We start from the raw sequence: 5,507 nt of genomic DNA, 5'->3' as shown, positions 1-5,507 counted from the left end.
ACGGCAAACATGGAACTTCTTCTCGGCAATCAACTGTAGATAAGTTTAGCAAACTATTTGGCACTTAAGTCCGACTCTGATAGAACTTGTTTTGTCACTACTTTACTATTTTTGACTGCAAATTGAAAAAATCAATGAAATAGTTTACATGACCGCAAGCACTTTAGTCCGGAAACCCCGGATTCATCCGTGGAGCGAAAAAAAAGCTCCCCATCCTCATCACTTGCCCCCGGATTTATCAGTGGGAGCGCTTTCTTCAATTCTTTAATCTCAAATCTAAAATCTAATATCGATTGACTTTAGGAGTAAAAAATGCTGGATTTATTTAGCTCAGGGATGATGTCTCTGTGGCTGGACATGGCTGGAGTAGGCAGTGCCGCGCCTAATGCTGCGTCAGTGCTGGCTTGGCGGGGAGGGATACCCGGGTTAGTGGTGGCCGAAGATTTGGCTTTTGGGCGAATAAATGCGGCAAATCCCGACTTGCCAGCAGAAGCGACGGTGCGGGAATATTTGAAAGAGTTGAAAGACAAGAACTTGATTGAGGGCAATCAGGGAATTTGGGTGCAAGCGGGAATGATGCCGCTGGTAAGTCAGCAGGGCAAGACGCTGATGCCTGGGGCTTCGCTGACTAAGATTGCGACTTCTCTAGCGTCGCTGGAGACTTGGGGCCCGGATTATCAGTTTGAAACGCGGTTCCGGGGAACGGGGCCGATTAGGAATGGGGTGTTGCAGGGGGATTTGGTGGTCAGCGGCGGGGGCGATCCGCTGTTTGTGTGGGAGGAGGCGATCGCCGTGGGCAATGCTCTCAATCAAATGGGTATCAATCGTGTGGCGGGGAATTTGGTGGTGACAGGCAATTTCCGCATGAATTATCAGTCCGATCCTTTGGTGGCGGGGGAGATACTGCGGCAAGCTCTTGAGGGTAGTAATTGGCCTGCGGACGTGGTGGCAATGTATTCTAAGATGGCTCCGGGAACTAGAAAGCCGCAAGTAACGGTTGCCGGCAGCGTCATTGCTGAGAAATTTGTGACTTCGGGGCGTTTGCTGCTGAAGCGCCGATCGCTTCCTTTAGCCGAAATTCTCAAGCAGATGAACGTCCACAGCGATAATGAAATAGCTCAGATGCTGGCCGACGATTTGGGCGGGGCAAAAATAGTGCAGCAGCAAGCGACTTGGGCTGCGGGGGTGCCACAGGAGGAAGTTCAATTAGTTAACGGTTCGGGATTGGGAGTGGAAAATCAGATGTCTCCCAGGGCGGCTTGTGGGATGATGCAGGCGATCGGGCGCAACCTTCAGACGACTGGGCTGACAGTTGCTGACTTGTTTCCGGTGTCCGGGCGCGATAAAGGAACTTTGGAATACCGACACATTCCGCGATCGGCTGTGGTGAAAACTGGTACTTTGGACACGGTGATTGCTTTGGCTGGAGCTATACCCACGCGCGATCGAGGTTTAGTTTGGTTTGCAATTATTAATCGCGGCACCGATTGGGACTCTTTGAGAGCACAGCAAGATATATTTTTGCAAAAATTGGTGCAGCAGTGGGGAACTGCATCGATTTTGCCAGTAGCAATTACACCGCACATTGACGGCGCCAGACCTGCCTTGGGGGCAGCAAATCGTAGCGATATTTTGGTCGGAGGTTAAGAAATAGGGGTTGAGTTGGGGTTCGGGGAAGGAGCACTGACAAAATAGCTTAGAATTGGAACAAGACTATTGTGCAAGAAGATGATCAAACTGCGATTGAAGAGATACGGGAAAAAACGCGAGACCAGCTACCGAATTGTAGCGATGAACAGTTCTACTCGCCGCGACGGCCGTCCCCTAGAAGAGCTCGGCTATTACAACCCCAGAAATAACGAAACCAGGCTGGATGTTCCAGCGATTGTCAAGCGCCTGCAAGAAGGCGCTCAGCCAACTGACACCGTGCGTGACATCCTGAGAAAAGCCCATGTATTTGAACAAGTCGGAGCCGGAGCTAACGTTGAATCCAGCACAGCAACAGTCAGCTAGTCCCAACTATGCTGGACTGGTTAAGTTTTTAATTGGGCCTTTTTTAGAGACCCCCGGCTCTTTGCGGGTTGATTGCGAACTGCACCCGCGCCAATCGCGGGTCTGGGTTAGGCTGGCTTTTGAAGATCCCGACAAAGGCCGGGTTTACGGTAGGGGCGGACGCAATATTCAGGCGATTAGAACTACGCTCGAAGCGGTGGCGCAGACGGCTGGTCAGTCCCTCTACTTAGATATATACGATGGCGAAGCGGGCGATCGTGGATCTGGCCCGCCTAGGGGCGATCGGGATCGCCCGGATCGGGATCGCCCGGATCGGGATCGCCCAGATCGTGGCTCGCGGGAGCCGCGAGGCGACTTCCGACCCCGGACGCCACCTCCGTCGCCGAGTCCCTTGGCTAGCAGAACTCCGAGAGAACAACCTCGCCGTACTAACACACCTACGTTTAGAACGAGCAGAAATACTCCCGGTTATTAACTAACTGCAGAACCCAGAAAGAATTTTAGATTTTAGATTGCCTGTTGTAGAGTTTGTATTACAAGCCCCGTTTGGTTTGAAATTGCCGGTTTTGCGATCGGAAACAAATGTAAAATTTTAAATTTCAAATGTCAGCGGCATCAGGTTCATCTAAAATCTAAAATTTCAAATCTAAAATCTAAAATTGCCTGACTTAATAGAAGGGAGATTTGATTTGTGCCTCAAGCACCAAACTCATTTGGGAGCTAAATCTAAAAGACGCCTTAGATACTAGGTAAAATCTAGTAAGGGGCGTCTTTTTGTTCGCAAATAGTGACTGGTTGAACGTTTAGTTGTTAACTTTTAATTGCTTATTTGGAGGAGATTATGTTGGCATGAATGAAAAACTAACAATAGAGTTACCGAGCACCCAAAGTGCAATGTCGCTGGCCGGTAATCAAGAAGAAAACCTGAAAATGATCTCTAAGCAAACCGGTGCTACCCTGGTAATGCGAGGGCAAGAACTGCTGATTTCTGGCACAAAAAGTCAAGTAGAATTGTGTCATAAATTAGTGCGATCGCTCTCCGACTATTGGAAATCCGGCAAAAATATTACCGGAGTTGAAATCCAGACGGCGCGCCAAGCTTTGGATACCAACCGCCAAGGCGATTTACAAGACTTGCAGCGAGACGTTCTCGCCAGAACCCGCCGCGGCGAAGAAATTAGAGCCAAAACCTTCAAGCAGCGGCAATACGTCCAAGCAGTACGCACGCACGACCTGACATTTTGCATTGGCCCCGCTGGTACTGGCAAAACATTTCTAGCAGCTATTTTCGCCGTGCAAGCGCTGTTGAGCAAGCAGTACGAACGGCTGATTTTAACCAGGCCAGCCGTGGAAGCTGGCGAAAAATTAGGGTTTTTGCCGGGAGATTTGCAGCAAAAAGTCGATCCATATTTGCGCCCGCTTTACGACGCCCTGCAAGAAATGATCGACCCTGAAAAAATGGCCGATTTAATGGAAAGAGGCTTGATCGAAGTAGCTCCTTTAGCTTATATGCGGGGGCGCACTCTCAGCAATGCTTTCGTAATTTTGGACGAAGCTCAAAATACGACGCCGGCTCAGATGAAAATGGTGTTGACTCGTCTGGGCTTTCGATCGAGAATGGTAGTAACGGGGGATATCACTCAAACAGATTTGCCGCCAAACCAACAGTCGGGATTGTCAGTCGCCCAAAACATTCTACGCAACGTTGAGGGCATTGCTTTCTGCGAATTCTCTCAGGCGGATGTGGTGCGACATCCTCTAGTGCAGCGGATTGTCGCTGCTTACGAACTGCACGAAACATAGTCATTAGTCATTAGTCATTAGTTGTTGGTTGTTAGTTATTGTTGTTTTTAATTACTAATAATCAATGCCCAATGCCCCATGCCCAATTCCCCATGCCCAATTCCCAATTCCCCAATTAAATTATGCCTAATCTGAAAGAATTCTTGGAAGCTTGCGAACAATTGGGCACGCTGCGTTTAATCGTGACTAGCAGCGCGGCTGTGCTGGAAGTGCGCGGTTCAATTCACAAGCTGTTTTATGCGGAGTTGCCGAAGGGTAAATATGCCAATATGCACGCCGAAATATTTGAGTTTCACTTGAATATGGACAAAATAAAACAGGTGAAGTTTGAAACTGGTGAGGCAAAAAGAGGCAATTTCACTACTTATGCAATCCGTTTTCTGGACGAACAAAATGAGGCTGCTTTGAGCGCGTTTTTGCAGTGGGGAAAGCCGGGGGAATACGAACCAGGACAGGTGGAAAATTGGCACGAGTTGAAGGAAAAATACGGGGAGGTTTGGGAACCTGCACCTGTTGAGGCGCTTTAAAAAATCGGCTTTTCCACCTTTGAATTGCATATTGGGGGCGGGTAGGATGCCCACCCTCTACTCCCACAAGCCGAACATTTATTTTTGTGCAACAGGCAGGATGCGTGTTTCTAAGAATGGTAGAAAATATGATGTTTAAGTCGTTTGTTGTCTAATTTGTGAATTAATGAACCGCAGAGGGCGCAGAGAACGCAGAGAAGAGATAAAGAAGAGAAAGAGAGACAGAAGGTTAGTTTTTTGAATGTAATTAGGTATGAAGGTATTTTGGAGTTTTTGTTTGGTTTTGCTGGTGTTGCTGTGGGGTGGTGGTGCGAGGGCAGGGGTTTTGGGCGATCGCATATCAAGTTTTCCCAATTGGGAAAGCAAGCCTTCTATCGCTGTAGCTAAGGGAGATTTGGTATATTCCGACTGGATGGCGGGGAATTGGAATGTTTCTAGCACTTTGGTAGATTTAGCCGCTCCTTTAGCGCCAAATATTGTCACGCCAGGGTTTGAAAGCAACCGCCAGTATTTGCAGCAGCCGGTATTATTTAAAGTGCGATTTCAACCTGAAAAAAATCTTGGGTTAATTTCTAATTATACATTGAAAAAGGCTCAAAAGATTGTAGCCGATCGCACTTTTAACGGTTTGAATATTGCTAAGGCTTATTTAGGCGATGGTGGCGTACTTTCGGTGAAAGTCGATCCGACCAATCCCAACCGCCAAATTACTGTTTTGAAAGGGGAACGCCAATTAATTTCGATTGTTACCAGTCGGGGAACTGAGACGCCGAATCCTCGCGAGTTTGTGTCTACAGAGATTTCTCAGCAGATTTTTCGGGGAGAGTCTGATATTTATTTAAACGAGGTGGAGACAACAACGGCTTATCGAGTTGTTGGAGGCGGAGAAAATGGCGATTCTGCGAGTAAAAGAATTGAGGCCGATCAGGTGACAGCGATTTATTTGTCGCCGCAAGACCCGGATTATTTTGCTGCTGGGGGGCATCCTGTGGCTTTGTACCGATATCGGTTGGAGTTGGTGCGGGCATAATTCAGTTGTCATGTCGATAGGTCTAGCGATCGACTTTTTTCGCCCCTGTCTCTCCTTTCATCAGCTTTCCTAATCACACTCATCAGTTTAACTGTCGTCAAACCCCTTTACAAACCTTAACGATAGGCGTAATA

6 protein-coding genes are annotated in these 5,507 nt (G+C 48.0%); all 6 read left to right on the top strand.

Annotated elements, in window-relative coordinates; genetic code table 11:
- Positions 1-312: 312 nt before the first annotated feature.
- The 6 genes from QUB51_RS29980 (at position 313) to QUB51_RS29955 (ending at position 5,373) form a co-directional block, all read left to right on the top strand.
- A complete protein-coding gene (locus QUB51_RS29980; protein ID WP_333057400.1) occupies positions 313-1,647 on the top strand; it encodes a D-alanyl-D-alanine carboxypeptidase in 1,335 nt (444 codons plus the stop codon).
- An 81-nt stretch (positions 1,648-1,728) separates the two neighbouring features.
- Positions 1,729-2,013, top strand: coding sequence for a 30S ribosomal protein S16 (rpsP, locus tag QUB51_RS29975; protein WP_006633724.1), 285 nt, complete (start codon positions 1,729-1,731; stop codon positions 2,011-2,013).
- Positions 1,985-2,488 (top strand): KH domain-containing protein, encoded by a 504-nt coding sequence (locus QUB51_RS29970; protein WP_333057401.1) that lies wholly within the window; start codon positions 1,985-1,987, stop codon positions 2,486-2,488. The genes rpsP and QUB51_RS29970 overlap by 29 nt, the downstream gene beginning before the upstream one ends.
- Before the next feature lie 374 nt (positions 2,489-2,862).
- Complete coding sequence (locus QUB51_RS29965; protein WP_333157196.1) at positions 2,863-3,816, top strand: PhoH family protein; 954 nt, start codon at positions 2,863-2,865, stop codon at positions 3,814-3,816.
- Positions 3,817-3,938: 122 nt separating this feature from the next.
- Positions 3,939-4,343, top strand: coding sequence for a ChuX/HutX family heme-like substrate-binding protein (locus tag QUB51_RS29960; protein ID WP_333057403.1), 405 nt, complete (start codon positions 3,939-3,941; stop codon positions 4,341-4,343).
- Between the two features lie 253 nt (positions 4,344-4,596).
- Entirely contained in the window at positions 4,597-5,373 is a 777-nt protein-coding gene (locus QUB51_RS29955; RefSeq protein WP_333264516.1) for a DUF6816 family protein, read from the top strand.
- Positions 5,374-5,507: the final 134 nt, after the last annotated feature.

Source organism: Microcoleus sp. AT8-A3 (genome assembly GCF_036705675.1).
Lineage (GTDB): Bacteria > Cyanobacteriota > Cyanobacteriia > Cyanobacteriales > Microcoleaceae > Microcoleus.
The sequence above is the reverse complement of the archived record's forward strand: the minus strand, read 5'-3'. Positions and strand labels throughout refer to the sequence as shown.